This is a genomic window from Mycobacterium helveticum, from assembly GCF_007714205.1.
Classification (GTDB): domain Bacteria; phylum Actinomycetota; class Actinomycetes; order Mycobacteriales; family Mycobacteriaceae; genus Mycobacterium; species Mycobacterium helveticum.
In genome coordinates, this window is the sequence record NZ_VMQU01000083.1 from 1 (window position 1) to 25,226 (window position 25,226).

Sequence of the window (25,226 nt, forward strand, 5' to 3'; positions counted from 1 at the left end):
GCGGGGCTCCGTGGCGGGTGGGCTGGTACCAGTTTTTCTTCGAGGACCGACGCTGGGAATGGTCCGACGAGGTGCTCCGGATCCACGGCTACGAACCCGGAAGCGTGACCCCGACCACCGAGCTGGTGCTCTCGCACAAGCATCCCGACGATCGCGAGCGGGTGGCGGCGAGCATCGACGACCTGGTCAACCACCGCCGCACGACTTTCAGCATTCGGCACCGCATCGTCGACACGGGCGGGACCGTCCACGACGTCGTCGTCGTGGGGGATCGGATCCGCGACGAGGACGGTGAGGTCATCGGCAACCGCGGGTTCTACATCGACGTCGCGCCGGCGCCCGCGCCCAGCGAGGACGCGATCACCCGGCAGGTCGCCAGGATCACCGAGCGCCGCAGCGTGATCGAGCAGACCAAAGGCATGCTGATGGTGATCTACGGCATCGACGACGCCGCCGCGTTCAACGTGCTCAAATCGCTGTCCCAGGTGCACAACATCAAGCTGGGGCTCCTCGCCGCGCAGATCGCCACGGACTTCTGCGCGTTGAGCGAGACGCTGATCGGGGCACGCGCGCGGTTCGACCAGGATCTGCTCACGGCGCACCTGCGGGCGGCCAAGGCCGACGGCCACGCCGACTGCGCCACCCCCTGAGCCGCGGCGCCCCCCCGGTTCGGCGGTCCGATCATCGGCGGTGCGCGCACGCCTGACCACACGGCCACGCGAAACGGCCGCGCGAAGCGGCCGCCATGCAGTAAGGAACAGCTATGCGGTCACCAAGCGCCCTCCTCGCGCTGCTGATGGCGACGGTGGTGTTCCTGACGTTCGTCGCGGCCGCACCGCCCACCGCATACGAGGGGGAGCCCAAGCTCGTCGCGAACCCCGCCGACTACGTCGACACCCTGATCGGCACCGGAACCGGGGGCGAGACCGTCGGCGAGATCAACAACTTCCCCGGCCCGGCGGTGCCGTTCGGCATGGTGCAGTACTCGCCGGACACTGTCGACAACTACGCCGGCTACAGCTACGACAACCCGCGCTCCACCGGGTTCAGCATGACCCACGCGTCGGTCGGCTGCGCCGCCTTCGGCGACATCTCGATGTTGCCGACCACCACCGCACTCGGCTCGCAGCCGTGGAACGCCTGGGAGACGATCGCCCACGACGACACCGAGGTGGGCGAGCCGGGCTACTACCGGGTGCGGTTCCCCGACACCGGGGTGAGCGCCGAGCTGACCGCCACCACCCGCACCGGCGTCGGCCGGTTCAGCTACCCGCACAACGGCCGGCCCGCGTTGTTCCACGTACGCTCCGGCGCGTCGCTGGCCGGCAACTCCCGCGCGGCCATCCGGATCGGTGCGGACAACACCACGATCACGGGGTGGGCGACCAGCGGCGGATTCTGCGGCAAACCCAACACCTACACCGTGTATTTCGCGATGAAATTCGACCGGCCGTTCACCTCCTACGGCACCTGGGACGGCTACTGGATCTATGCCGGCGCCCGCGGCGCGGCGTCGCCCTACAGCGGGGGATACGTGGAGTTCCCGTCCGGCTCGCAGATCGAGGTGCACACGGCGATCTCCTACGTCAGCATCGACGGGGCCAGGGCGAACCTGGAAGCCGAGAACGGGGCCGGCTTCGAGGGCATCCGCGCCGCCGCCGCGGCGCAATGGAATGCCACCCTGTCCCGAATCGCCGTGGCCGGCAACAACACCGGCAACCTGGAGACCTTCTACACCGCGCTGTACCACTCGCTGCTGCACCCCAATACCTTCAACGACGCCGACGGACGCTACCTCGGCTTCGACGGCGCCATCCATACCGTGCCCGACGGGCACACCCAGTACGCGAACTTCTCCGACTGGGACACCTACCGCTGCCTGGCGGCCCTGCAGGCGCTGCTTTTCCCGCAGCGGGCCGGCGACATGGCCCAATCGCTGGTCAACGACGCCACGCAGAGCGGGGCGCTGCCGCGCTGGGCGCTGGCCAATTCCGCGACCGGGGAGATGACCGGGGACAGCGTCGTGCCCCTCATCGCGAACCTGTACGCCTACGGCGGCGCGAACTTCGACCGCCGAACGGCGTTGCGCTACATGGTGCACGCGGCGACCACAGGGGGAGTGGGGCTCAACGGTTACGTGGAGCGGCCGGGCATCGCCACCTACCAGGCGCTGCGGTACGCGCCGTTCACCCTGGAATTCCGCACCGGCGGCCGCATCGCCGACGCCTCGATCACGCTGGAATGGTCGATCGACGACTTCGCCATCTCCCGATTCGCCGACGCGCTCGGCGACACCGCGACCGCCGCCGAGTTCGAGGCCCGGTCGCAGTACTGGCAGAACCTGTTCAATCCCAGCACCCGCTACATCTCGCCCCGCAGCCCAATGGGATTCTTCAGCGGCGGACCGGGATTCGTCGACTCCGGGGGTTTCGGCCAAGACGGCTACGACGAGGGCAACGCCGAACAGTACGTCTGGTCGGTGCCGCACAACGTCGCCGGCCTGGTGACCGCGCTCGGCGGACGGAACAGGGTGGCCGGCCGGCTCGACCGGTTCACCAGGAAGCTCAACGAGGGCCCCAACGAGCCGAACCTGTGGGCCGGCAACGAGCCGAGCTTCGGCGTGCCGTGGCTGTACAACTACGTCGGCCAGCCGTGGAAGACCCAGCTCACGGTGGACCGGGTGCGCGGGCTGTACGGGCCGACGCCCGACGGCGAGCCGGGCAACGACGACCTCGGCGCGCTGTCCAGCTGGTACGTGTGGGCCGCGCTCGGCCTGTATCCGGGCATCCCGGCGGTGCCGGTGCTCAGCGTGGGCGCGCCGCTGTTCGACCGGGTCGTGATCGGGCTCCCGGGAGGCCGGTCCATCCGGATGACCGCCCCGGGCGCCTCCGGGCCGGGACACCCGAGGTACATCAGCGGCCTGAGCGTTCACGGCCGGCCCACCGACCACACGTTTCTTCCGGAATCGATCGTCCGGACCGGTGGGGACCTGGCGTTCTCGCTCGCCAGATATCCCGATAAGCGCTGGGGGACAAGCGAATCCAGCGCCGGACCGTCATTCGGTGCGGGTGCTTCGGCGGTGACGGTCAACGTCCCGCGGCCGGCCGTCACGATCCCGCCCGGCGGAACGGGCACGGTGAAAGTCGACCTGCAGCGCATGACCGACGGTCCCGGCGACTACACCGTCACCGGCGTCTCGCCGCAGCCGGGGATCGCACCGTCACGGTCGTTCGGGGAGTTCGGCCCCGACGGGTCGGCCACCGCCAGCGTCGCGATCACCCTGACGCCGTCGGTGCCCGAGGACTATTACCCGGTCTTCCTCACCACCACGGTCGGCGGCAGCGTGCGGCGCTCGATGGTGCTGGTGGTGGCCGCCGGCCCCGAATAGGTATGCGGTCCGTCCTGACGGCCCCTCAGATCAGCTGGTTTTTCGTCAGCCAGCGCATCACCGGCCAGCCGACGAACACCGGCAGCCAGCAGGTGAGCACCCGGTACAGCAGCACCGACGGCACGCCGATGGCCGCGGGCACGCCGAACGCGGCCAGGCCACCGATCAGCGCCGCCTCCACCGCGCCGACGCCGCCGGGGGTAGGGGCCGCGGAGGCCAGCGTTCCGCCGACCATCGTCACCACCGTGACGCTGACAAAGGACACGCCGCCGCCGAAGGCATCGGTGCTGGCCCACAGCGCCAGCGCGGCCCCGAGTGTCGTTCCGGCACAGCCAAGTACGATCAACGCCAGGCGTTTGGGTTCGCGGGCGACCTCGACCAGGTCGCCGCCCAGCTCCTGCAGCCTCGGGCGCACGTCCGTCGACAGCCAGCGCCGCAGCCTGGGCACGAACAGGAACGTGCCGACGATGCCCAGCGCCACGCCCGCGATCAGGTACAGCACGGTGGCGGTCGGGACGAAGTGGGAAAGGTCCGTCGACGCGCCGGCCAGGGTGCTGAACAAGATCAGCAGCACCAGGTGCATGATCACCTGCACCGATTGCTGCAGCGCCACCGCCGTGGTGGCTCGCACCGCCGACAGCCCTCCCCCCTTCCGCAAGTACCGGGTGCTCAGCGCCAGTCCGCCGACGCCGGCGGGCGTGGTGGTCGCGGCGAACGTGCTGGCCACCTGCGCCACCGACAGCTGCCAGAAGTTCACCGATTCGTCGGCGCTCGCCCACAGGGCGGCCGCCGCGCCCACGTAGGTCAGCGCCGATATCAGCAGCCCCAGCAGCGCCCACCACCAGTTCGCCGTTCTCAGCTCGGAGAAGAACGTCGGCACGGTGCTGATGAAGGGATAGGCGACGTAGACGAGCGCCCCGAACAGCACCAGCTGGATGATCTGGCCGCGGGTGAACCGGGTGATGGTTTCGGCTTTGATCTCGTCGGCGCCCGTCTGCCGTTTGACCTCGGCGCGGGCGCTGGAGATGACGGCGCCCGAATTCGGCAGCGACTTGCGGAGCCGTTTGGGCACAGCGATTTTGGTGAGCCGGCGGGAGGCGGTCAGGATGGCGTCCCTGCCGAACGCGTCGATCGCCGCGCCGACCGCGCCGACCGCACCGTACAGCGCCGTCGTCGTCACCAGGAGTTGGGCGAGGTCGGATTGGAACTGCGCGTCGGTGGCGCCGTACTCGGCGATGCCGAAGCCGCCGAACAGCACCGCGCCGTCGGCGGCCGTGATCTCGTGGCCACGCAGGTCCCCGTGGGAGATCTGGTGGTCGTGCAGCGTGCGCAGCGCCTCCCACACCCGCGCGACGGGGACCTCGTGCGCGCACTCGTCGAGCGGCCTACCGCGAACCGGATTGCGGGCGTACAACATCCAGTCCCTGGCCAACGGCGCCACGGCGAGCGTGGAGGTGTTGGCCAGGCCCGCATCGCCGATGGCGATGGCCATCAGCGCGCGATGTTCCACGGCGCGGCGCATGGAGGCCACCAGGGGCGCGGTCTCGTCGTCACGCAGCCGCACCTTGCGCCAGATCTGGCGCAGTGCGCCGCCGCTGCGTTGATGGGGCCCGTACAACTCCATCACCGCCGAGGCCGTCGCCGCCGAGTCGGGATTCGCCGACGCGGCCCGCAGGACCAGCGGTCCCGCGCCGGCCGGCCGGATCACGGTCAGCTGCGCAACGAAGAACCCGCGCCTGGCCATCGCCCGGACCGCGCTGTCCAGCGGCACCTCGAGGGCGGGCGTGCCGACGAGAAGGACGACCAGCGCCCCGACCAGCCACCCGACGGCCAGCCCCAGCAGCGAGCGGGCCGGCACGATGGCGCTGATGACGAGGTGGATCGGCACGAAGGCGAGCAGCAGCGCCCACCACCAGTGCCGCCAGCGCGCCGGCAGCCAGGGGCCCGACACGGTCAGCACGGCCGCCAGCATCGCGATCCACCGGGGATCGTCGAGGAACTGGGCGGGCACCGTGGTGAGCCGGTCGGACAACTCGAAGTGCCAGCGGGGTGCCGCGATGTGGTTGCTGCTGATCGACAACAGGACGACGGAGACGATCCCGGCGCCCGCGTACGCGCCCAGCAGCTTCCACTGCCGGGAGACGATCAGGCCCATCAGGATCATGAACGGCAGCGCCACGATCACGAACCCGTACACCAGGTAGACCGCGTCGGACTGCGCGGGCGACAGCACGCCGACGATCCGCGAGACGGACCTCTCCAGCGAGACCCAGTCGGGCCGGGTGATCAGCGAACTCGCGATCACGGCGACAAGGAACGCCGCGGCCAGAACCAGACGCAGGATGTCGTTGGTCCGCCGGATCAGCGGTTGCAGCAAGCTGCCGGAAACGCCGATGTCGCGCCCGTCGACTCGCATGCTCCCAGTGTCCCTTGAGGTCCTTCGGATCGGCGCCGCACGCGCGGGTGCCCCGCGTCAACTTAACCCGCCCCGCACCCCGGACTGCCGGGGCAGGGCGCCCTGGGGAACCGGCCCGCGCCCGCTGGACGGACCCCTGAGCCGCCGGTGCACCCGAAGGCTCTGGGCCGCAACGATTCCGATGGCACGCGTAGGCTGTAAAAGACCGGTGCGCCAGCGACATGGACCAGCCGCGGGTGCTGGAGTTCACGTCGTCCCCGCTGCGGGAACACGGCGCGGAGCCCACGTGCAACCTGGTGCACGTTCCGGTCGACCTGCGCCACGACTGGCCGGCGGGGTCGTGCCCGGACGCTGTGCGTCGCCGCGCAGCGTCCGCAAAGCTGACACTTTCCCCGTGAGCCCGGGGCGGCCGTCTCCGGCGCGCCGCCGCCGTAGGCTCGCTGTGGACACCGTGGATGCTCACTCGGAGGGACGAAACCATGAGAAGCGACAACGACAGCTGGGAGATCACCGAGAGCGTCGGGGCGACGGCTTTGGGTGTGGCCGCGGCCCGCGCGGCGGAGACCCGCAGCCCAACCCCGCTGATCCGCGACCCGTTCGCCCAGGTCTTCCTCGACGCGGTCGGTGACGGCGTGTGGAGCTGGCACTCCGCCCCGCAGCTGCCACCCGAGCTGGTCGAGGCCGAGCCCGAGTTGCCGTTGCAGATGCAGGCGATGGTCGACTACATGGCCTGCCGGACAGCTTTTTTCGACCAGTTCTTTCTCGACGCCACCGGCGCGGGCATCCGCCAGGCGGTGATCCTGGCGGCGGGCCTGGACGCGCGGTCGTGGCGCCTGCCCTGGCCGGACGGCACCACGGTGTACGAGCTCGACCAGTCCCGGGTGCTGGAGTTCAAGGCGTCGACGTTGGCCGAGCACGGGGCGCAACCCGGCTGCGACCGCGTCGCCGTGGCGGTGGACCTGCGCCACGACTGGCCGGCGGCGTTGCGGCAGGCGGGTTTCGACCCGTCGGCGCCCAGCGCCTGGTCGGCCGAGGGCCTGATGCCGTACTTGCCGGCCGCCGCCCAGGATCTGCTGTTCGAGCGCGTTCAGGGCCTCACCGTCGCCGGCAGCCGGGTCGCCGTGGAGGCGCTGGGGCGCAACTTCCTGGACCCGGGGGCCCGCGAGAAGCGCCGGGCGCGGATGGACCGGGTTCGCGCGCTGCTGGCCGAGGTGGACCCGCGGCGCGAGGTCCCCAGAACCGACGAGCTGTGGTACTTCGAGGAGCGCGAGGACGTCGGCGACTGGTTTGGCCGGCACGGCTGGCGCGTGACGGTGACGCCGTCCGACGAGCTGATGGCCGGCTACGGCCGCAGGCCCGCCAGGGAGGTCGAGGACCGGGTGCCGGGAAACCTGTTCGTCGCGGCGGAGCGGGCCGCGGGTTAGCGCACCCGGCTTCTTCCCCGCGCCGCAGTTTGTTCAGCCCGCGCCCGCCTCGCGGTCCGCTTCGGCGACGCTGTCCTGGGCGCCGCCGGCGGTGTGCCCGCGCCAATGCCGGAAGCCACGCCGGGCGGCGAACGCACCGGCGATCGCGGTGACGCACCACACCGCGATCGCCGAGTACGCCAACGGCGACGACAGCTTCCCGATCGAGGCGCCCAGCACGGTGTAGACGAACGCCCGGGGCAGCGACCCGATCAGCGCACCGACCGCCAGCTGCCACATCGGAACCCCGAACGCCCCGAACGCGTAGGAGGCGAGCGCGTCGGAAAGGCCCGGAACGAAGCGCTGGCCGACGACCGCCCACAAGCCGCGCCGTTCGATCAGCGCGTCGATGACCTCGGCGCGCTCCGCCCCGAGCAGTGCCCGCGCGCTGTTGCGGCCGGCGCGCCGGCCGACGAAGCCGGCGACCACGGCGGTGCCCACCGTGGCCCCCAACGTCACGCAGACGCCCAGGACGGGCCCGAACAACAGCCCGCTGCCCGCGGCCAGAATCGGGCCCGGCACGAACACCGCGCCGAGCACCGCCGAGACGACCACGTAGGCCACCGGCGCCGCCGCCCCCGTCGCGGCGACCGCGTGGCGCACCTGCCCCACATCGACGACCCGCGCGACGGCCACGAGATAGAACAGCGCCAGCAAAAAGCCCGCGAACGCGGCGAGCCGCGCGATGTGGCGTCGCCGGGATGGCGGCGCCACATCGCCCTCATCAACCATGTCGACCATGCTGACCCCGATTCTCGCGCACACGACGCCCCGCTGAACCCCGAGATCCGGCCGGGCGCAGGAAAAAACCCGGATTCGACGGCCGACCTGGAGCGGGTGGGCATCATCGCCGCGGCGCGCGGACCCGCCGACGTTTCAACAGCCACCCCGCCCGGGGTCAGCCCCCCAGTCGCTGCCGCAGTCCCGTGGCCCGCACCGCCCGGCGCCCGACCGCAGCGCGCACCGCAGCCTGCGACCCCACCACCCGGACCCTGGCCTTGGCGCGCGTCACCGCCGTGTAGAACAACTCCCGGGTCAGCAGCCGCGACTCCGCGGGCGGCATCAGCACCGTCACCTCGTCGACCTGGCTGCCCTGGCTCTTGTGGATGGTCATGGCATGCATGGTCTCGACGTCACCGAGGCGGCCGGTGGCGAAGCTCAGCGAACCGGTCGCGCCGGCGATGACGGCACGCAGACCGTCCGGGCCGGCCACGGTGACACCGGTGTCGCCGTTGTAGATGCGCAGGCCGTAGTCGTTGGCCGTCACCAACAGCGGCCGTCCCGCGTACCACTGCGACCACGGCGGCTGACCCGTCTCCTCGCAGATCCAGCTGTGCACCGTGGCGTTCCAGTGGGCCACCCCGAAGGGGCCGCGCCGGTGCGCGCACAGCAACCGGTGCTCGTCGAGCCGTGCCAACGCGACGTCGTCGGCGCCGAGCAGGGCGGCTTCGCGCAGCCGCAACGCCTGCGGCACCAGCACGGCATGCAGCCGCCGCGCCGGGTCGTCACCCTCCCCGAACTCGAAGAACTCGACGTCCTCGGCACCCGAGCGCAGCACCGCCAGCGCCCGGTCGGCGTCCCCGGCGCGGACCGCGTCGGCCAGCGCACCGATCGACCCCCCGAACCGGTGCGACGTGTGCAGCGCCGCGACCTGCACGTCGTCGCGCGCCGACAGGCCGTCCACCAGGTCGGCCAGCACCGCACCGGCCTCCACCGACGCCAGTTGGTCGGCGTCGCCGACGAGCACCAGCCGCGCGTCCGGGCGCACGGCCTCCAGCAGCCGCGCCATGAGCGTCAGCGAGACCATCGACATCTCGTCGACGACGATCAGGTCGTGCGGCAGCCGGTTGGCGCGGTCGTGCCGAAACCGGGTCGAGCTGTCGGGCCGCGAACCGAGCAGCCGGTGCAGCGTCACCGCCTTCAGCTCGGCCAGCCGCGCACGATCGGCCGCGGCGAGCCCGGCCAACTGCTCGGCCACCGCCTCCTGCAGCCGGGCGGCGGCCTTGCCGGTCGGCGCGGCCAGCGCGATGCGGGGCCGCGGCCCGCCGGCGAGCTCGGCCCGTTCGGCCGCCAGGGCCAGCAGCCGCGCGACCGTCGTCGTCTTGCCGGTGCCGGGTCCGCCCGTGAGCACCGTGACCGGCTGCGACAGCGCGATGTCCGCGGCCTGCCGCTGTTCGGGGTAGCGGGCGGGGAACAGTCGCTCCGGGGCCGGCGCGGCGGGCGCCGGGCCGCGCGCCAGCAGCGCGAGCAGGTCGTCGCGCACCTGCGTCTCCTCGCGCCAGTACCGGTCAAGGTAGAGCAGCCGGTCCTCGTGCAGGTGCAGGACCGGCGGCTCACCCAGCAACGGGCTGGCCCGCACCGCCGTCAGCCACGCGGCGGGTTCGGGCCACGGCAGCCCGTCAAGGCCCACGATCCCGGCGACCGTCGGCAGGTCCAGGCACACCGACCCGCCCCGCAGCGCGCGCACCGCCAGTGCCACCGCCAGCGCCACCCGCTCGTCGGGCTCCCCGCCTAACGCGCAAAGGCGCTGTGCCACATGGATATCGGCGACATCAAGAACGCCGGCCTCGTTGAAGGCCCGCAGCGCCCCGGTGGCGCCGATGGCGACCTCGGCCTCGGTGAGCGTCATGCCGTCCGCCTTCCCCGGTCGAGCAGATCGGACAGCGCCAGCACCAGCGTGGCGGGCGGGCGCCAGCCGAAGACGCCGCACGGGTGCCCGTCGACCACCGGGGTGCTCACTCCGCACATGCCCCGAACGTAGAGGTACAGCACCCCGCCCAGGTGCGTCTCGGGGTCGTAGCCGGGCAAGCGCCACCGCAGAAAGCGGTGCGCCACAACGATATACAGCAGCGCCTGCAGCGGGTAGTCCGAATGCAGCATCGCCTCGGCCAGCCGCGGGAAGCTGTAGTCGGACGCGGTGTCGCCCAGCTGGTTGGTCTTGTAGTCGACCACCAGGTAGTCGTGCCCGGGCAGCCGCAGCACCGCGTCGATCGAGCCCGCCAGGTACCCGCGCAGCGGCTGCGCCCCCCACCCCGCCGACATCAGGCGGTCGGCATACGGCGCCAACGGGTCGGCGGCGTCCAGGTGCTCGCCCAGCAGTTCACCCACGTCGCGCAGGTACACCTCGGGCGCGGCGCCGCGCAGGTCGCCCCCGGCCAGTGGGATCTCGAAGTCCAGCTCGCGCAGGCGATCCCGGACACCGATCTGCCGCAACGTCGCGTCCCGGGCCAGCGGTCCCAGCGGTGTGTCGTGCATCGGCACCAGCGCGGCACCCAGTTCGGCGGCGTCGGCCTCGACGGGCCACCACGCCGCCTGCCGCCGCACCTGCGCCGCCAGCTCGGCGGACAGGTTCCGCGCCGACGGATCGGCCGTCTCTAGCACCGCGTGCACCAGCGAGCCGAACGCCGCACCGCCGGGCATCGCCGCCAGCGGCGAGGGGAGATCGGTGGGGCCGCCGGTACCGGGCACGGTGACGACGACCGCCTCCACCTCGTCGTCGCGCGCGCCGACCTCGGGTTCGCTGGCCACGCCATCCGACTCGGCCGCGCGCACCAGCGCCGAATACGACGTGCGCCGCCAGCCGGTGTCGATGGTGCGGTGAAAGTGCCGCACCGCCAGGCCGCCTGCGGGGCGGGGCCCGGGGGCCGCGGCGGCGTTGACGATCTCGGACTCCTCCACCGACGGACCGCCCGCGGCCTGCCACCGCTCGAACACCGCCCGGGCGTCCTCGTCGGCGATCCGCGGCGTGCACTGGTCCGGCACCTGCGCGTCGCCCTCGGTGCGTGCCCGCAGCAGCCGCGAGAGCCCGCCGTTGACCTCGTCTCGGGTCGGCGCCCACCATGCCACCACCTGGGAGCACGCCCGGGTCAGCGCGACGTAGGTGAGCCGGAGGTTGTCGCGCGCCTCCTCGGCGCGGTGCAACTCCTCGACCGCCCGGCGGTGCGGGCCGCCGTTCTTGCCGCCGACGTCCAGGCAGCGGATGTCGGCGTCGTCGTGATAGAGCAGGATGTCGCCGGTGCCGACGTAGCGGTTGAACGTGAACGGCAGGTACACGATCGGAAACTGCAGACCCTTGGCCACGAACACCGTCATGATCTGCACGGCCGCGGCGTCGCTGTCGAGGCGCCGGTTGCGTTCGGCGACGCCCGCGCGGGCGTCGCATTGACGGCGCAGCCAGTCCCGCAGCGCCGGCAGGCCCAGGCGCTCCCGGTGCGCCGTCTCGTGCAGCAACTGCGCGATGTGCGCCAGATCGGTCATGTGCCGTTCACCGCCGCGCTCGCGCAGCACGCGACGGCCCATGCCGGCCAGCTGGGCGGCCTCCAACACCGCCGCCACCCCGCGCCGGCGGGCGTGGTCGGCCCATTCGCGCAGCGTCCCGGCCACCCGATCGGTCAGCTTGTCGCCTTCGGCGGCAAGGGTTTCGGCGGTCGCGCCGAAGAACATCGTGCAGGCGGCGGCGCGGACCAGTCCGCTGCGCTGCGGCGCGTCGAAGGCCTCCAGCAGGCACAACCAGTCCCCGGCGGCCCGGGACTTGAACACGTCGGTGTCGCCGGTGTAGATGGCCGGCACTCCCGCTTCGGCCAGCGCGTCACGACACGCGCGGGCATCGTCGTGCCGCTCGACGATCACCGCAATGTCACCCGCCCCGACGGGCCTGCCCGCATAGGTGGCGCCGCCGGCCAGCAGGGCCGCGATGTCGGCCGCCAGGTCTTGCGGAATGTGGTCGCGCAGCACGTCGATCGGGATGGTGGCGGTGCCGGTGTAGCCCAGGGCGGCGCGTTTGACGATGCGCAGCCGAAACGGCGCGTTGTGCGGCGCGCCGGCCAGCCGGTGCCCGCCGTGGTGGGCGCGGATGTCGTGCACGACGATGTCCGGATGACCCAGCGTCGCGCCGCGCAGCACGGTCTGCAGGCTGTCGACCAGGACCTGGTCGCTGCGCCAGTTGACGTCCAGCGTGTAGCGGGCCCCGGCGCTGCGGGCGGCCCTGAGGTAGGTGTAGACGTCGCCGCCGCGGAAGCCGTAGATGGCCTGCTTGGGGTCGCCGATCAGGATCAGGGTCGCGTGCCCGCCGAATGCGCACTCGAGCACCCGCCACTGGACGGGGTCGGTGTCCTGGAACTCGTCGACCAGCACGATGCGCCAGCGTCGCCGCATCCGGTCGCGGGCCGGGGAGTCCGGGGCGTCGAGGGCCTTCGCGAGCCGGGTGAGCAGGTCGTCGTAGCCGAGGATGCGCAACCGGCGCTTTCGGTGTTCGAGTTCGCTCGTGACGGCGGCGGCGAAGCGCAACCGGACCTCGGCCGCGCCGCCCGGCTCGGGATCGAGCGGGCGCAGCTGCGCGCACGGGTCGCCCACCACGGCGCGGGCCAGGTTCAGCGCGTCGGGGTATTTCAGCACCGGGTCCTCGGATTGGCGGCCGAACTCCGCGAGGTACAGGTCGTCGACGATCTCACCGACGAGGTCGTCCAGGCTCTCCTGCAAGCGGACGCCGATGCCGGTGTCGCCTGCCACGCCAAGCGATTTCAGCACCGATCCGCAGAACTCGTGCGTCGTGGCGATGGTGGCCGCGTCGAAGTTCGCCAGGGCGTCGCGCAGCCGTGCCCGCCGCACGGCGCGCTCGCCGTCGCCGGCGCGCACCAGGTGCCCCACCAGATCGCTGCCGGGCGGCACCCGGCCCTCCAGCGCGGCGATCGCCTCCACGATCTGGTCGCGCACCCGTTCCCGCAGTTCCCGGCTGGCGCTGCGGTTGAAGGTGACCAGCAGCATCTCGTCGAGCGTCGCGCCGGTCTCGGCGAGGTAGCGGGTCACCAGACCGGCCAGCGCGAACGTCTTGCCGGTGCCGGCGCTGGCCTCCAGCACGGTGGTGGAGGCCTGCGCCGGCAGCGCACCCGTCAGGTCGAAGCGGTCCATCACGGGTTCCTCTCGCCGGCCAGCACGGGCAGCCACAGCCGCGCCGACAGCGCGCCCAGTCGGGTGTCCTCGCCCGGCACCTCCTCGCCCGCGCGGGGCGGGACCAGCAACACCGAGAGCGGCGCGCGCTTGCCCCATACCCGCACGTGGGCCCGCTCGGCGTCGTCGCCGGGGCGGAAGGTGGTGCTGCGCCACTCGTCCTGCGCGGCCGCGCGGGGGTCGTCGCCGTGGCGGCGTGCCTCGGCCCACGCGCATGACGTCTTCAACGGCAGCGGCAGCGGCTCCCGCCGGCCCGCGTCGTAGAGCGCCACCAGGTCGCGCAGCACGGCCACCGGGTCCGGTGGTGCCACGAAAAACCGTTGCGCAACCGAGTTTTTGTTCTTACCGCGGCCGATGCACACCGAGGTCCATGCACGGCCGGGACGCCGCGCCGCCAGCGCGACCAGTCCGATCCACGACGCCAGCACGTGCTTGGGCCCCAGCTTCGAGTAGCCCACCGCCACCGAGCGCGCCCCATAAACCGGTGCGAGAGTCCCGGCGAGCCGGCGACCGGCGCCCAGGCCGACGTCGACGTCGTGCGCCTCGCCGTCGCCGTCGGCGTCGCGGTGCCGCAGTGCCGCCACCGCCAGCTCGCGCGCGCGGTCGCGGATCTCCGTCGCCTTGCGCATGCCGAGCCGGCCCGGCGGCAACGTCCCGCGGCGCCACTCGGCATTGGCCGCGGCGTCGGGATGCATTCCGCGCAGCATGTCGCGCAGCATCCGGTCGCCGACCGTCCACTCCTGAAGCGCGTCGAGCTCCACCGGCATCGCGTCCTCGACGGTGTCGACGTCCCACGGCAGCGTGCAGTCCAGCGCCCGGAAGAACCCCTTGACCGGGTCTTTGAAGAAATCCAGCAGGTCGGCCACCGAAACGTCGGCGGCGGGCGCTGCCGGCAGCGGTCCGCTGATGAATACCGTTGGCGCACAACGTGGTCCGGCGGAAGCTTCGGCCGCTGCCAGTGCGGCGGGGTCGAACGTGAACGGCCGGCCGGGCACCAGGTCGCCCGGCCTGACGTTTTTGACGTCGAAGGGTTGCAGCGGATGGTGGGTCACCACCTGGTCGCGCACCGGCGCCGCCGTCGTGCGGTCCAGCGCGTCGAGCACCTCGGCCAGCGGCACCGCCGGCGGACAGGGATGGCCGGTGTGCTCGTCGGCGCCGGTGTAGGTGATCACCAGGGTTTCGGTGGCCGCCCCGATGGCGTCGAGCAGCAACTGCCGGTCCTCCGAACGGATGTCGCGCTCGCCGGTGCGCGGGTCGCGGCCCAGCGCGTCGTCGCCGTCGGGGACGCCGTGCCGGGGGAAGACCTTGTCGTCGAGCCCGACCAGGCACACCACCCGGTGCGGGACCGAGCGCATCGGCACCATGGTGCACACGGTCAGCGTGCCGGTGCGGAAGTTGGCCCGGGTGGGCCGCCCGGCCAGGTGCTGATCGAGCAGGGCCCGGGCGTCGGCCAGCCGCAGCGGGGTCGAGCCGCGGGAACCTGCCTGCCGCAACACCTCGGCGAACTCGCGCTGCAGCTGCGCCTCCTGCCAGGTGTCGTCGGGGCGGGTCAGCAGACCGACCCCCTCCATCAGGGTGTCCAGCCAGCCGGTCAACGGTCTGGTGCCGCCGAGGTTTTCGGTGACGCGGTGCAGCCGTTCGACGAATTCGGCCAGCCGCCCGGCCAGTTCGACCTGGTTGCTGCCGACGTCGTCGAGCGGCAGCGCGGTGTCCAGCCAGGCCCGCGAGTCGTCGGACATCGCCACCCCGGCCAGGATGCGGTCCAGCCCGAAACGCCAGGTGTTGTGCACGACCTGGCCGAGCCCGTACGGCCGGCGGTGCTGCTGGTCGAAGCCCCAGCGGACGTTGGATGCGCGCACCCAGTCGGTGATCGCGTCGAGGTCGTCGTCGGTGAGCCCGAACCGCGCGCGCACCGGGGCGGCCTGCGCGACGTTGAGTACCTGGCTCGCCGTGGCCCGGGTGCCGGCCAGGGTGAGCAGCTCGGCCGCGACGCCCAGCAGCGGGTTGGTCTGGGTCAGCGCGCGGTCGGCCAGCCTGACCCGCAGCTGGTGCGACGGGTGGCCGTCGCCCGCCGTCTCGCCGAGCCCGAAGCCGGCGACGAACAACGGCGCGTAGTTCTCGATGTCCGGGCACATCACCACGATGTCGCGGGGCTGCAGGGTCGGGTCGTCGTCGAGCAGGCCCAGCAGGACTTCGCGCAGCACGTCGATCTGACGGGCCGGGCCGTGACAGGCGTGCACCTGCACCGAGCGGTCGCCGGGCGCCGGCGCCCGGTCCCGGGGACGCAGCGCGTTGGCCTCGATGTCGGACTGCAGCCAGCCCAGCAGGGTGTCGGGTGCGGCCGGGGCGCTGAGAAATTCGTCGGTGGCCGGGTCGGCGGGCAGCGAGCGCTGGAGCTCGCGCAGGTCGCGCCCCAGCGTCTCGAGCAGGGGGTGGTGCGCCGCGCTGCGGCTGGCGTCGTCGCGCCGGGGCACCACGCCGTGCAGGCCGTCGAGCGCCCGCCACAACGCGTCGCTGGGATGCGGCAGCCACAGGTGCAGATCGTGGTGGGTGGACAGCGCCTCGAGCAGTTCGATGTCGGTGCGCGCCAGCCGGGTGTGCCCGAACAGCGACAACCGCGCCGGCAGGTCAACCGGGCCCTCGCGCAGCCGGGCCACCGTCTTCTCGTGCCGGACGTGCGGGGGGTCGGCCGGCACGACGGCCGCCAGCGCCCGCCACAGCTGCGGCTGCCAGGCCAGGTCGGCGTCCACGCCGGCGGGGCCGCCGTCCAGCCACCCGGCCGGCAGCCGCGGACGTTGCCGGACATACGAGGCGAACAGGCCGGCCAGCCGGCGCGCCACCGCGTAGCGGCGGGCCCGCCGCAGCTCGGCCTCCAGGTCGTCGGTGTCGAAGTGGCCCAGATGCGTGGCCAGGGTGCGGCACCACGGTTCATCCAACGAGCAGTCGATCACCTGCAGCAGCGGCCAGGTCATGGCGTCCGGCGACCACGGGTCGTCGTCGGCGGGGCCGGCGGTCCCGGAAATCTCGGAAATTCCCGCGATCAGCGCCCCGGGGCTGCGGAATGCGACCCCGGCGCACACCCCGTCGTCGTGGCCGGGCCTGCGCCCCAGCGCGTGCGACAGCCGCTGGCTCAGCCAGCGCTCCACGCCGCGCGCCGGCACCAGCACCAGCTCCTGGGCGAACGGGTCCGGCAACGGGTCGGCCAGCAGGGCCGCGAGCCCGTCGGCCAGCAGGTCGGTGCGCCCGGCACGGTGTAGGTGAAGCGCCATCGCGCTGCACATTAGCTGGCGGCACCGACAGGGCGGGGCGATCGGGTGCCCGGCCGCCCGGAAGTGCCGGCACCCAGGGTCGGCCGCTCCCCGGGCGAGAGCCTGCAAAACCTGCGGCGCCTTGTGGAGTCGTGAGCGCATCGACGGTCGTCTCACCCCGCCGAGCCCGGCCGCTCGCGCGCGTGCATGCTGGGGCCATGAACCGACACGAACTCACCGAGCAGATCGTTCTGGCCCGCCTGGCGCGGGGCCTGAGCTGGCAGCAGTTGGCCGACGCCGTCGGCAGGCCGCTGGTGTGGACCACGTCCGCGTTGCTCGGCCAGCAGCCGGTCCCCGCCGAGCTCGGCGCGGTCCTGGTCGAGATGCTCGGCCTGGACGCATCGGCGGTGCCGGTGCTGGCCGCGCCGCCGATGCGCGGCGGGCTCCCGAGCGCGGTGCCGACCGACCCCACCATCTACCGCTTCTACGAGGCGCTTCAGGTGTACGGCGGCGCCCTCAAGGAACTGATCCACGAGCAGTTCGGCGACGGCATCATGAGCGCGATCAACTTCAGCGTCGACCTCCACAAGAAGCCGCACCCGTCCGGTGACCGCGTCGTGGTGACGTTCGACGGAAAATTCCTTCCGTACCAATGGGTTTCAGCCGAAGACGGCTGAACGGCGGCGCGGCGGGCCCGCGCGCTTGGCGGGTGAGGTGACGCGACGGCGGCGACGTGCCAGACTCGGTGGCGGAGGAGGTGGTTGGGGGCGGTTGCCCGGCCGGCCGCCCCTTTCCGCGCAAGCCGCCGACTACAGCCCGAACTCGGCTTCGATCCCGTCGATCCCGGCGCGAATGGCCTTGAGCGCGTCGGCGCGGGCGCGCAACTTGGTCGCCGCATGGGCGTGCCGGTGCAGGCCGGCGAATTCCCGCGCGGCTTCCTCGGCGCGGTTGAGCACCATCTCCGGCAGCACGATCTCGTCGACGAAGCCCGCGGCCAGCGCGGTCTCCCCGAAGAACGTCTTGGCCAGCCCGGTGGCCTGCTGATACGCCGAGTGCGTCAGCCGCAGCTTCATGATCTCCAGGGCCGCGTACGGGATGGTCATGCCGATCGCGACCTCGTTGGCCTGGATGTTGTAGGCGTGGGCGGCCACCCGGTGGTCGCCGGACGACAGCAGGAACGCCCCCATCGCGATGGCATGGCCGGTGCAGGCCATCACGACCGGCTTCGGGTGGGACAGCAGCCGGTACGCCAGTTCGAGTCCGCCGCGCAGCATGTCGATCGCGGGCTGCGTCTCGCCGGAGGTCAGGATCTTCAGGTCGAACCCGCCGCTGAACACCCGCTCGTTGCCGGCGACCACCAGTGCCCCGGCGTTCTCCCGCTCGGCCCGGTCGATCGCCTCCCCGAGCGCCTGCTGCATCGCCGGGCCCAGCACGTTGACCTTGCCGTCGTCCATCCGGATGACGGCGACGGAACCCTTGAGGCTGTAGACGACCGGGCCGCTCATGGGGTGCTCCTTCGATACGGACAGCGGAGTCGATTGAATCAGATCGACCGCGGGGCATCCCGCCCGGACTGGGTGTCAGACGTGCTGACCGCGGTGCCTGCCCAGCTCGTCGCGGGCGTCGCCCCGGCCCGGGCTGACATCGGTGGGTTGGTCGAGCTGCCGGGAGCGCCACCATGTCCCGGGTCTTGCGCACGGCGGCGTTCTCGTATTCGGCCACGGTCGGGGGATCGGGAAAGGAAACCCGTACGTCATGGGCCGTGTTCCGGCCGAAATTCCGGAGCACGAGCTCGATGACGTGTTGCGCACCGGGAATTCTCTGGAAAGAGACCTGGGTTCCGCGGGTGTCGCTCAGCCGCCCGTCAGCATGCGCCACTGCTCGAGATTGGAGGCCCGGTACACGTAGTTGGAGCGCTTGACCTCCGACAGCGACGCGCTCGGGTCGGCGGAGTACCAGTGCCCGGGAAACACCGTCGGATCCCCGGGCAGCGTGGCGAGCCGCTGCAGGCTGCGGTACATCTCGTCGGAGTCCCCCCCGGGGAAGTCGGTGCGACCGCACCCGTCCAGGAACAACGTGTCGCCGGCGACCAGGCGGCCGTCGAGCAGGAAGCACTGGCTGCCCGGCGTGTGTCCCGGGGTGTGCAGCAACTCGATCTCGATATCGCCGACGGTGACCTTGTCGTGGTTCTCGTGGGTGGTCAACTCGCTCATGCCGATCCCGGTGACGCGTGAAACCCACAGTGCCTCATGGGCATTCACGTGCACCGGTACCGCCGTCCGTTCCAGCAGCTCGGCCAGGCCCTTCAGCTCGAACCCCATCATCGCCCCGCCCACGTGGTCGGGGTGATGGTGGGTGACCAGTACCCCGGACAGGTGCATGCCGTCGGCCTCGAGCGCGTCGGCCAGGTCGCCGGCGGCGTAGGCCGGGTCGACCACCACACAGTCACCGGTTTCGCGATCGCCGATCAGATAGGCGAAATTGCGCATTTGCGTCGCGACCATGTCCCCGGCGGCGAAGTCGCGACCGGAGAGCAGCTGCCGGAAGTAAAGACGGTCTTGTGACACCCCAACAGACTAGCCGTGATTTTTCGCTGAAATCGGTGTGACACGGGTCCCTTCTGGGTATCGGCCAACGCCACGTTGACCTGGGCCGACAGCCCGGTCGGGTCGGCCAGCCCGCGCACCATGCGCCACCCCGGCGTGCGACACGACGCCTTGGCCGTCCGCCGATACCGTTACCCGTGAAACCGCTGCGCCTTTGTTCGCCGGGAAAGTGCCCCCCGCTGGCATGATGGGCCGTCGAGAAGTCTCATTATTCCTTGCGGGACAGGCGCTTTTGCTAATCTAGCACCGTGTTTCCCCGAGTTGCAGGAAAGGCCCAGGGTAGCACGTCCGGATCGGGGACCTTGAGCAACGGTGATGGGGACCAAAGACCCTGCGATTTGGGCCGGTAACCGGGCATTCTCGGAGGCGTGAACACACGGATCGTCATTCTCGGTGCCGGAACGGGCGGCACGTTGATCGCAAACCGGTTGCGGCGCAAGCTTTCTGACGCCGATATTACCATCGTGGATCGCGACGACGCGCACGTCTATCAACCCGGGTTGCTGTTTGTGCCGTTCGGGCTGATCCGACCTGAGGAGATCGTGAAATCCCGTAAACGCCAACTACGTTCCGGGATCCACTACGTTCAGAGCGATATCGACCGCGTCGACGTCGACGGCGACCGGGTTCACCTCACCGACGGCACCGTGCTGGACTACGACGTGCTGGTCATCGCGACCGGTAGCAGGCTGCTGCCCGAAGAGACCGAGGGCATGACCGGGCCCGGCTGGATGCGCAACATCTTCCCGTTCTACAACCTCGAAGGCGCTTCGGCGCTGCAACCCGCGATGTCGGCCTTCGACCACGGCCGGCTCGCGGTGAGCATCGTCGACATGCCGATCAAATGCCCGGTCGCGCCGCTGGAATTCTGCTTCCTCGCCGACTGGTACTTCCGTCGCCGCGGCATTCGGGATCGGGTCGAGCTGGTCTACGTGACGCCGCTGGACGGCGCGTTCACCAAGCCGGTGGCCGCCCGTGAACTCGGCAGCCTACTCCAGCGCAAAGGCATCGAGCTGGTGACCGAGTTCAATATCGGACAGGTCGACGGCGACGCGGGCCGACTGATCTCCTACGACGAGCGCACGGTCCCCTTTGACCTCGCGGTCGTGATTCCGCTGCAGGGCGGGGCCGACTTCGTCGGCCGCTCACCCGGCCTCGGCGACGAGTTGAACTTTGTGCTGACCGACCAGCGCACCCTGCAGTCGACGGTGCGGCCGAACATCTTCGCGATCGGCGACGCGACCAACGTTCCGACGTCAAAGGCGGGGTCGGTCACTCATTTCGAGGGCGATGTGCTTACCCACAACATCGTGCAGTTCCTCGCCGGCCGGCCGCTGGACGAGCATTTCGACGGTCACGCGAACTGCTTCATCGAAAGCGGAGACCGCAAGGCGCTGCTCATCGACTTCGACTACGACACCCAGCCGCTTCCCGGACATTTCCCGTTGGGCGTGGGGCTGCCGCTGCTTCGCGAATCCAGGCTCAACCACCTGGGAAAGCTGGCGTTTCGCTGGCTGTACTGGAATGTACTGCTGCCCGGCCGCGACATTCCCGGCATCGCCAGCCGGATGCCGCGCGCCGGCAAGCGATTCGAAACCGTTTCACGATAAAGAGCCGTTCCACGGTAAAGAGCCGTTCCACGATAAGAGCCGTTCCACGGTAAAGAGGAGGACGTGAATGACGACGAAGGTTTACGCGGGCACCGAGGTGACCGTGAACGACGAGGGGTTCTTCATTGATCCCAAGCAATGGAATGCGGACATGGCTCCCGAGATCGCCCAGGAATGGGGCGTCCCGACGCTCACCGACCAGCACTGGCAGGTCGTCAAACAGATGCGCCATGAATACGAGCAGACCGGCAGCGGACCATCGGTGCGCGCGCTCAGCAAAAGCTCCGGCGTCGGCATCAAGGAGCTTTACCAGCTGTTCCCGAAGGGGCCGGCAAAGGTGGCCGCGAGAATCGCCGGTATTCCCAAGCCCGTCGGTTGCATTTAAACCCATCGGCGAGATCCTATCGACTGCGTGTAAAGAGGACGGTGCATCACATGGACGACCAAATCGAAAAAGTCTCGATTATCATTTCCCAGGGTTCCCTGGAGGGTATTTATCCGGGTTTGATCATGGCGAACGGCGCCCGGGCCGAAGGTATGGATGCGAACTTGTTCTTCACGTTCTTCGGCTTGGATGCCATCCACAAGAACCGGCAGAAGCACATCAAGCTCGCTTCCGTCGGCAATCCTGGCCTGCACGTCCCCACCTGGATCGGTGGGCTGCCGGGGATGGCCGGGTTCATGACGCGCCAGATGGAGAACCGGATGGCCAAGCTTGACATCCCGTCGGTGCCCGAATTCATCGAGATGATCAGCGACACCGGAGCCGGCCTGTATGGCTGCAAAGCGTCGGTGGACCTCTTCGGTTTCGGCCCGGAAGACTTCGTCGACCAGGTCAAAGACCAGATCATCACGGTCGGGGACTTCTACCAATTGGCCGCGGGCGGTCAGATCATCTTCACGTAGCCGGTTCACTCAGCCGCGGCTGGACAGGGCACCGGTAGGCGCAATCGCACCAGACCGGTGCGGGCGCGGTCCCGCAGGGACGAAAATGAACGGTCCCGCAGGGACGAAAATGAAAAAGTCGCTCTCACCACGGGTCCACCGTTGCGGGTGCGGCATCACCGAAGATCGCGCCCTGTTTTGGGCCTACCTCGCACTACACGTCCGAAGCCAGGGCTGGCTGCATCGTCAGGTCGCCGACGCGCTGCCGCCACGGCGCGGTGCCGGGCTTGACCACCAGGGGTCGTCTACGCCCGGCCAGCCGGTCACCGCGACACCGATCGCTGCCACGTCCGTGTCCGCCGCGGAGAACGGGACCGGGGCTTCGGCCGCACTGCGCCGAGCACCGACGTGCGTCAGCACCCGCGCCGCGCCGCGCGGACGCCCTCGATCGTCGATTGCGCGCGTGCGCACTGGGTATCGTTGGCGCATGAAAAAAAAGGTCGAGATCGTGATCGACACCGACCTGGTCGACGAGGCGATTCGTCGGTACGGCCTGGCCGACGCGCGCGAAGCCGTCCACCTCGCGCTGCGGACCCTGCTCAACTCCGGCGACAACGGGGAGCACGAACCATCCGACGACGAGTACGACGAGTTCAGCGACCTCAGCGCGTGGGAACCCCGCCGCGGCGAGAATCGGGGGTGATCCTCTGGTCGGCCGGTCCTTCCCCCCTGGGGAGGGCTCGCGGCGCGGCCATGGATTGGGCACGTGGTTTGGTGAGGTCGCGAGCCGGGTTGTACCCTCTTTTAGGCCCGCGGCACCACCGGTCGAATCGGGCGAGCGGCCCCCTTAGCTCAGTCGGCAGAGCGTTTCCATGGTAAGGAAAAGGTCAACGGTTCGATTCCGTTAGGGGGCTCGGCGGACGCCGGGCAGGCAGGCGGCGTGCAGAGGCGATGTAGCTCAGTCGGTTAGAGCGAACGACTCATAATCGTTAGGTCGCCGGTTCGAGTCCGGCCATCGCTACAACACAACAATTGCGAAAGAGAACGGGACATGGCTTCCAGCACCGATGTACGGCCGAAGATCACCTTGGCGTGTGAGGTGTGCAAGCACCGCAACTACATCACCAAGAAGAACCGCCGTAACGACCCCGACCGGTTGGAGCTGAAGAAGTTCTGCCCCAATTGCGGCAAGCACCAGGCGCACCGCGAGACGCGCTAGCACCGATGGTGCGAGTGGTTATCCAGATCACCAGGTAGGTTTTACAGCCGTGTCGTTGACGACCATCGTCGGGATGCACTACCGCTATCCCGACTGCTACGAGGTGGAACGCGAGAAGATCCGCGAGTACGCGGTCGCGGTGCATAACGACGACGAGTCGTTTTTCGAGGACAAGGCGGCGGCCGAGCTCGGATATACCGGTCTGCTGGCGCCGCTGACGTTCATCAGCGTGTTCGGCTACCGGGCGCAGTCGGCGTTCTTCGAGCATGCCAACATCGCGGTCACCGACCAGCAGATCGTCCAGGTCGACCAGGTGCTGAATTTCGGAAAGCCGATCGTGGTGGGCGACCGGCTGTATTGCGACGTCTACGTGGATTCGGTGCGCGAGGCGCACGGCACTCAGATCATCGTGACGAAGAACATCATCACCAACGAAGACGGCGAGATCGTTCAGGAGACCTACACGACCCTGGCGGGCCGTGCCGGCGAAAACGGAGAAGAGGGATTTTCCAATGCCACTGCGTGAGTTCAGCACGGTAAAGGTGGGCGACCGGCTTCCCGAGAAGACCTACCCGCTGACGCGCCAGGACCTGGTGAATTATGCGGGGGTCTCCGGCGACTTGAACCCGATCCACTGGGACGACGAGATCGCCAAGGTCGTCGGGCTGGACACCGTCATCGCGCACGGGATGCTGACCATGGGCATCGGCGGGGGTTACGTCACCTCCTGGGTCGGCGACCCGGGCGCGGTCACCGAGTACAACGTGCGGTTCACCGCCGTGGTGCCGGTGCCCAACGACGGCAAGGGCGCCGAGCTGGTGTTCAGCGGGAGGGTCAAGTCGGTCGATCCCGAGAGCAAGTTGGTGACCATCGCCCTCACGGCCACCGCCGGGGGCAAGAAGATCTTCGGCCGGGCCATCGCGTCGGCCAAACTGGCGTAGTTGATGGCGCTCAAGGTCGACATCCGCGGCATGGTGTGGCGGTATCCGGACTACTTCGTGGTGGGCCGCGAGCAGGTCCGGGGGTTCGCGCGCGCGATCAAGTGCACCGATCCGGCCAGCTTCTACGAGGAGGAGGCGGCCGAGCTGGGCTACGACAACATCGTCGCACCGCTGACTTTCGTGTCGATCCTGGCCAAGCTCGTCCAGGACGATTTCTTCCGAAATGTCGATGTGGGCCTGGCGACCATGCAGATCGTCCAGGTGGATCAGAAGTTCGTCTACCGCAAGCCGGTGCGCGTCGGCGACAAGCTCTTCGCCAGGATGGACATTCATTCGGTGGTCGAGCGCTTCGGCGCCGACATCGTCGTCACGAAGAACACCTGCACCAACGAGGACGGCGACGTGATCCTGGAGGCCTATACCACCCTCATGGGACACGAGGGTGACAACTCGATCCAGCTGAAGTGGGACGCGGAATCCGGACAGGTCGTCAGAACTGCGTGATTAGTAACTGACTCCTACGCCGAGGTACACTCGGACCTCGGGGTTTTCCCAGCATCAGCGCGTCTCCCACGAATTGGACGAGCGGAAGCGCGCGCCGTGCAAGCCCCGACGGACAGGGTTGGACGGGGCCGGAGGTGGATCTGTCCTGCCAACCGCGAAGGGGCGTAGCTCAACTGGCAGAGCAGCGGTCTCCAAAACCGCAGGTTGCAGGTTCAAGTCCTGTCGCCCCTGCTGACGGCGCACGTCCGGCGACGATGCGGGCCGGGATGGCCTGAGGAGGACCCGGACCGGACCGTAGGTATGGTGCCATGGTGGACACTGGGAGTGCGCCTCATCACAACGGGACGGCCCGCGGATTAGCTATCGGACAAAGGAGCATGCGGTGAGCGACGAGAAGGACGTTGCCGATGACGCCGCACGCGACGGCGGCGAATCGGGGGAAAGCCGCGGAAGCGGCGGTCGGACGGCGGTGGCCACCCAGGCCGCGGCGCGCCCGCAACGACCCACGGGTAAACGGTCCCGGCAGCGGGCGGAGGACGCGGCAGGCGCTGCCCGCGACGAGTCGTCGGCCGAGCCGGGTAAGGACAAGGGCAAGGACAAGAAGGTCCCCAAGGGCGGGGCCGGCAAGGCACGGAAGACGACGCAAGCCGGCAGTTCCGCCAACCCCTTCGTGTTCGTCTACAACTACCTCAAGCAGGTCGTTGCGGAGATGCGGAAGGTGATTTGGCCGAACCGCAAGCAGATGCTGACCTACACCTCGGTGGTGCTGGTGTTTCTCGCCTTCATGGTGGCGCTGGTGGGGCTTGCGGACTTCGGCCTGACCAAGCTCGTGCTGCTGGTGTTCGGCTGAGCTTTCGAGACTGATAGGAAGGACTGAAAACCGTGAGTACCTTCGACGGTGACACGTCCGCGGGTGAAGCGGTCGACGTGGAGGAGCGCGAAGAGCGCGCCGGGGAGCCCCAGGCTCTGGAGGCCCCCGACGCCGCCGACGCCCCCGACG

Annotated in this window: 20 protein-coding genes, 3 tRNA genes and 3 pseudogenes; 17 read left to right on the forward strand and 9 right to left on the reverse strand. The window is 70.0% G+C overall.

Annotation, left to right across the window (positions count from 1 at the left end):
• Together FPZ47_RS18145 and FPZ47_RS18150 are read left to right on the forward strand one after the other, a co-directional pair.
• A partial coding sequence (locus FPZ47_RS18145; RefSeq protein ID WP_145039525.1) for a PAS and ANTAR domain-containing protein occupies window positions 1-650 on the forward strand: 650 nt, incomplete at its 5' end.
• 113 nt (window positions 651-763) lie between these two features.
• On the forward strand, window positions 764-3,388 hold the full coding sequence (locus tag FPZ47_RS18150) for a GH92 family glycosyl hydrolase (protein ID WP_144951566.1): 2,625 nt from the start codon (window positions 764-766) through the stop codon (window positions 3,386-3,388).
• 25 nt (window positions 3,389-3,413) lie between these two features.
• On the opposite strand, the gene FPZ47_RS18155 is transcribed toward FPZ47_RS18150, so the two are convergent.
• The gene (locus FPZ47_RS18155) at window positions 3,414-5,804 is read right to left on the reverse strand and encodes a lysylphosphatidylglycerol synthase transmembrane domain-containing protein (protein WP_144951564.1); all 2,391 of its coding nucleotides are present in this window, start codon (window positions 5,802-5,804) and stop codon (window positions 3,414-3,416) included.
• 218 nt (window positions 5,805-6,022) lie between these two features.
• Here FPZ47_RS18155 and FPZ47_RS29640 point away from each other — a divergent pair.
• Both FPZ47_RS29640 and FPZ47_RS18165 read left to right on the forward strand, forming a co-directional pair.
• A pseudogene (locus tag FPZ47_RS29640) lies at window positions 6,023-6,139 on the forward strand (class I SAM-dependent methyltransferase); the annotation flags it as partial.
• 144 nt (window positions 6,140-6,283) lie between these two features.
• On the forward strand, window positions 6,284-7,228 hold the full coding sequence (locus tag FPZ47_RS18165; RefSeq protein WP_144951560.1) for a class I SAM-dependent methyltransferase: 945 nt from the start codon (window positions 6,284-6,286) through the stop codon (window positions 7,226-7,228).
• Window positions 7,229-7,261: 33 nt separating this feature from the next.
• On the opposite strand, the gene FPZ47_RS18170 is transcribed toward FPZ47_RS18165, so the two are convergent.
• From FPZ47_RS18170 to recC, 4 genes are all read right to left on the reverse strand, one after another.
• Complete coding sequence (locus FPZ47_RS18170; RefSeq protein WP_210419937.1) at window positions 7,262-7,999, reverse strand: TVP38/TMEM64 family protein; 738 nt, start codon at window positions 7,997-7,999, stop codon at window positions 7,262-7,264.
• Between the two features lie 166 nt (window positions 8,000-8,165).
• Window positions 8,166-9,896: an exodeoxyribonuclease V subunit alpha gene (gene recD, locus FPZ47_RS18175; RefSeq protein WP_144951556.1), complete on the reverse strand. Its 1,731-nt coding sequence runs from the start codon at window positions 9,894-9,896 to the stop codon at window positions 8,166-8,168.
• Window positions 9,893-13,174 (reverse strand): exodeoxyribonuclease V subunit beta, encoded by a 3,282-nt coding sequence (recB, locus tag FPZ47_RS18180; protein WP_144951554.1) that lies wholly within the window; start codon window positions 13,172-13,174, stop codon window positions 9,893-9,895. The genes recD and recB overlap by 4 nt, the downstream gene beginning before the upstream one ends.
• Entirely contained in the window at window positions 13,174-16,482 is a 3,309-nt protein-coding gene (gene recC / locus FPZ47_RS18185) for an exodeoxyribonuclease V subunit gamma (protein WP_144951552.1), read from the reverse strand. The genes recB and recC overlap by 1 nt, the downstream gene beginning before the upstream one ends.
• A gap of 197 nt (window positions 16,483-16,679) precedes the next feature.
• Between recC and cynS the strand changes: the two genes are divergently transcribed.
• A complete protein-coding gene (cynS, locus tag FPZ47_RS18190) occupies window positions 16,680-17,138 on the forward strand; it encodes a cyanase (RefSeq protein ID WP_144951550.1) in 459 nt (152 codons plus the stop codon).
• A gap of 132 nt (window positions 17,139-17,270) precedes the next feature.
• Here the strand turns inward: cynS and FPZ47_RS18195 are convergent, their stop codons facing one another.
• The 4 genes and pseudogenes from FPZ47_RS18195 to FPZ47_RS18205 all read right to left on the reverse strand — a co-directional run.
• A complete protein-coding gene (locus FPZ47_RS18195; protein ID WP_144951547.1) occupies window positions 17,271-17,966 on the reverse strand; it encodes a crotonase/enoyl-CoA hydratase family protein in 696 nt (231 codons plus the stop codon).
• Between the two features lie 193 nt (window positions 17,967-18,159).
• A pseudogene (locus FPZ47_RS29645) lies at window positions 18,160-18,264 on the reverse strand (hypothetical protein); the annotation flags it as partial.
• Between the two features lie 50 nt (window positions 18,265-18,314).
• The gene (locus FPZ47_RS18200) at window positions 18,315-19,028 is read right to left on the reverse strand and encodes an MBL fold metallo-hydrolase (RefSeq protein ID WP_144951545.1); all 714 of its coding nucleotides are present in this window, start codon (window positions 19,026-19,028) and stop codon (window positions 18,315-18,317) included.
• A gap of 44 nt (window positions 19,029-19,072) precedes the next feature.
• Window positions 19,073-19,253: pseudogene (locus FPZ47_RS18205) on the reverse strand (hypothetical protein); the annotation flags it as partial.
• Window positions 19,254-19,435: 182 nt separating this feature from the next.
• On the opposite strand from FPZ47_RS18205, the gene sqr reads away from it, so the two are divergent.
• The 12 genes from sqr (at window position 19,436) to secE (ending at window position 25,076) form a co-directional block, all read left to right on the forward strand.
• Window positions 19,436-20,677: a type III sulfide quinone reductase, selenoprotein subtype gene (gene sqr / locus FPZ47_RS18210; RefSeq protein ID WP_144951543.1), complete on the forward strand. Its 1,242-nt coding sequence runs from the start codon at window positions 19,436-19,438 to the stop codon at window positions 20,675-20,677.
• 67 nt (window positions 20,678-20,744) lie between these two features.
• Window positions 20,745-21,062 carry a TusE/DsrC/DsvC family sulfur relay protein gene (locus FPZ47_RS18215; protein ID WP_144951541.1) on the forward strand — a complete coding sequence of 106 codons (318 nt, stop codon included), beginning with the start codon at window positions 20,745-20,747 and terminating at the stop codon, window positions 21,060-21,062.
• A 50-nt stretch (window positions 21,063-21,112) separates the two neighbouring features.
• The gene (locus FPZ47_RS18220) at window positions 21,113-21,583 is read left to right on the forward strand and encodes a DsrE/DsrF/DrsH-like family protein (RefSeq protein WP_144951539.1); all 471 of its coding nucleotides are present in this window, start codon (window positions 21,113-21,115) and stop codon (window positions 21,581-21,583) included.
• A gap of 466 nt (window positions 21,584-22,049) precedes the next feature.
• The gene (locus FPZ47_RS18225; protein WP_144951537.1) at window positions 22,050-22,265 is read left to right on the forward strand and encodes a type II toxin-antitoxin system VapB family antitoxin; all 216 of its coding nucleotides are present in this window, start codon (window positions 22,050-22,052) and stop codon (window positions 22,263-22,265) included.
• Between the two features lie 138 nt (window positions 22,266-22,403).
• Window positions 22,404-22,476: transfer RNA gene (locus tag FPZ47_RS18230), tRNA-Thr, on the forward strand.
• A 33-nt stretch (window positions 22,477-22,509) separates the two neighbouring features.
• A tRNA-Met gene (locus tag FPZ47_RS18235) sits at window positions 22,510-22,583 on the forward strand.
• A gap of 30 nt (window positions 22,584-22,613) precedes the next feature.
• Window positions 22,614-22,781, forward strand: coding sequence for a 50S ribosomal protein L33 (gene rpmG / locus FPZ47_RS18240; protein WP_003898538.1), 168 nt, complete (start codon window positions 22,614-22,616; stop codon window positions 22,779-22,781).
• Between the two features lie 73 nt (window positions 22,782-22,854).
• Window positions 22,855-23,307, forward strand: coding sequence for a (3R)-hydroxyacyl-ACP dehydratase subunit HadA (gene hadA / locus FPZ47_RS18245; protein ID WP_144951593.1), 453 nt, complete (start codon window positions 22,855-22,857; stop codon window positions 23,305-23,307).
• Window positions 23,294-23,722 carry a (3R)-hydroxyacyl-ACP dehydratase subunit HadB gene (gene hadB / locus FPZ47_RS18250; protein WP_144951535.1) on the forward strand — a complete coding sequence of 143 codons (429 nt, stop codon included), beginning with the start codon at window positions 23,294-23,296 and terminating at the stop codon, window positions 23,720-23,722. Before hadA ends, hadB begins: the two co-directional genes overlap by 14 nt.
• 3 nt (window positions 23,723-23,725) lie before the next feature.
• Entirely contained in the window at window positions 23,726-24,226 is a 501-nt protein-coding gene (gene hadC / locus FPZ47_RS18255) for a (3R)-hydroxyacyl-ACP dehydratase subunit HadC (protein ID WP_144951533.1), read from the forward strand.
• Between the two features lie 158 nt (window positions 24,227-24,384).
• Window positions 24,385-24,457: transfer RNA gene (locus FPZ47_RS18260), tRNA-Trp, on the forward strand.
• A gap of 151 nt (window positions 24,458-24,608) precedes the next feature.
• Complete coding sequence (gene secE, locus FPZ47_RS18265; RefSeq protein ID WP_144951531.1) at window positions 24,609-25,076, forward strand: preprotein translocase subunit SecE; 468 nt, start codon at window positions 24,609-24,611, stop codon at window positions 25,074-25,076.
• Window positions 25,077-25,226: the final 150 nt, after the last annotated feature.